The organism is Actinomadura sp. GC306 (assembly GCF_004348665.1).
In the GTDB taxonomy this organism is placed as follows: domain Bacteria; phylum Actinomycetota; class Actinomycetes; order Streptosporangiales; family Streptosporangiaceae; genus Spirillospora.
In genome coordinates this window covers 1-2,646 of sequence record NZ_SMKM01000458.1, presented here as the reverse complement: position 1 = coordinate 2,646, position 2,646 = coordinate 1, and the positions used below count along the sequence as shown (strand labels likewise).

Here is a 2,646-nt window from a genome sequence, read left to right as displayed (position 1 = left end):
AGACACCACCCCGCGCCTCGCAGCCCCCGCCCCGCGTCCCCCGGACACTGCACCACGGCCGCCGGACGCTGCACCGCCTCTCGCGGGCACCGCACCACAGCCCCCGAACGCTGAACCACAGCCGTTGCCCTCCGCACCACAACTGCCGGGCACCGCACCACGGCCACCGGACGCTGCATCGCGCGTCGCGGGCACTGCACCACAGCTGCCGGGTACTGCACCGCGGCTGCCGGACGCTGCGCTGCGGCTCGTGGGCGCTGGGCTGGGGGCGCCGGATGCCGTGCAGCCGGCTCCGGACGCGGCGGCGACGCTGCTGGGCGCTGCTCGGGAGTTGGCCGAAATCGCGCGGACGCTTCGGGTGGCCTCCGCGCATGCCACGGCCGCGCTTGCCGATCCGCGGGTCACCGCCGCGGCGTGCCGTGCGCCGGGCGAGGGCTGGCGGGCGCAGCGCGCGCTGGTCCGTGCCGTCACCAACCCCGCCGGGCTCGGGTGGGCGGCGTCGGGCGGCGTCCTCGGGGTCCTCGGTGGCAAGCTCGGCGGGCTCACCGGCGCGGGCAGCCTGCCCGTCGCGATCATGACCACGTCGCTGCGGCTGCGGATCGCCGCGGTAGCGCTCGCCGACCCCGCGCTCACCCGGGACCCGCTCGTCCGGCGGCTCATCGAGGTGACCGGCGAAGGGCGGGCCGGCGTGACCGGGGCGCTGCGCGAGCTGATCAAGGCGCGCGGGCCGGCGGGGGCGCTCACCGCCGTCTCCCCGGTCTTCAGCGAGATCCTCGCGCTGCGCGCGCTGCTCGACCGCAACCCGCTCAACGACCACACCGCCTGGCTCATCGCCACCGGAATGGGCGCCGCGACCGCCGATCCGCTGACCGGGTTGAGCAACGGCGTCATCGCACGCCTGGACCGCGGCCTGGGCGGCGCCGTGCGCACCGAGCCGGCCGCGGCGGAGGCCGCGCGGTTCTGCCGGGACGCGTCCCTGCTCGGCCTGATCGGCGACCTGATCACGATCGGGCCGACCGGCCGCGCGCTGCTGCTCACCGTGCGCGGGCCCGACGGCGTCGAACGGTACGTCCTGCTGGCGCCCGGAATGCGGATGGGCGCCCCCGACGGCGCATCGCCCGCCGACCTCCTCGGCGCGTTCAGCAGCACCGTCCTGGACAGCGGCCCCTACAGCCGCTCCCTGGCCAAGGTGATCGCCGACCACCGGATCCCCGCCGGCGCCGACCTCGCCCTCATCGGCCACAGCGCGGGCGGCGCCGCGGTCATGAGCCTGAGCCAGGACGCCGCGCTCAACGCCCGCTACCGGCTCACCCACGTCGTCGCGATCGGCTCACCGATCGACTTCAAGCGGCCGGCGGACCCCGCGACCTGGGTCGCCGCCATAGCCAACCGGCACGACATCGTCCCGAGCCTCGACGGGCAGGGCGCCGGCAACTGCTTCGCGCGCCGGCCCGGCTGGTACGTCGTCGACTACACCGACCCGACGCACCTGTTCCCCGCCTGCCACAGCCTTGAGCGGTACGCCCACAACATCGAGCACGACCTGCCCGAGGCCCGCGCGCACATCGAACGGCGGCTCGCGCCCTACAGCGGCCCGGTGCTGCAGCGCCGCCTCTACCAGCTCTACGACGACGCGCGCCGGCCGCCGGGCTTTCCTTTTCTCACCGTCGCCTCCCGCGCCGAGCCCACACCGGACGGGCCGGTGGACCTGCCCGCACGCACGTCGGACGCGTCGGCACTCACGGCGTGGTTCACCGTCGACGCCACTTCCGCCGCCGCCGTGCTCAGCGACACCGTCCCGGTACGCGCGGGCGGGCGAGCACTGGTCGCGCTGACTTTCCGCGACCACCGGGAAAGCACCTTCGGCCCGCACCGTGAAGTGACCCTCGGGATCCTGGTCCACGACCCGTGGTGCCCCCGGCCGGTCGGCGTTTGGCCGGACCTGCTGCGCCGGCCACAGGTGCGCGGCGCTGGCCTGCGAACACTCGCCACGGCGCTGAGCACTCCCGCCGCAAGCGCCGCCCACCGGAACCTGTGGAGCGACCACTCCTTCAGATCCGGCATCCGCGCCCGCCTCGACGGCCGGACCGCCACCCTCACCATCGGCGCCCCCGGCGACCGGGCCCTCACCTTCGCCGGGCCGCTCGGACCGGGCGGCCCGTGGCACTCGGGCGACCTCGTCCTCTACTCCGTCCGCGCGGACGCCACGCTGCGCTCGCTCGTCCACACCGACGGAGCGGCCCGCCTGTATCCGGCGCCCCGGGCCCGGTTGCACGTCGGCACCTCCGACGATCCCCTGGCCGCCGGGCTGCGCACCCTCGGGCTCGACGGCGCCCGACCGTTTCTCTGCCACGGCGCCCCGCGCCAGCAACTCCGGCGCGATGCAGGCGCCCCCGTCCACCCCGCCTAGGAGGCCGCCTTGCCCCCGCACCGCCCGGTCGCCGACACCGCCGCACAACTGCTCTCCGACGCCGAGGCCGTCGAGCGCGCCACAACCCGCCTCCGCACCCTGATGCGGCAACTCCGAGACGACCCGGCGGCACCCCTATGGTTCACCGCCGCCGCGAACGCCCACATCACAGCCAGCACGATCGCAGCCGCGGACCTGTCCCGCGCAGCCTCCCGGCTACAGGCCCTGTCCGACAC

2 protein-coding genes are annotated in these 2,646 nt (G+C 75.8%); both read left to right on the top strand.

From position 1 onward, the window contains the following. The first annotated feature begins 358 nt into the window (after nt 1-358). Entirely contained in the window at nt 359-2,410 is a 2,052-nt protein-coding gene (locus E1200_RS32545) for a hypothetical protein (RefSeq protein ID WP_243709027.1), read from the top strand. Between the two features lie 9 nt (nt 2,411-2,419). Continuing rightward, on the top strand, nt 2,420-2,646 hold a 227-nt coding region (locus E1200_RS34530; protein ID WP_207933659.1), incomplete at its 3' end, for a hypothetical protein.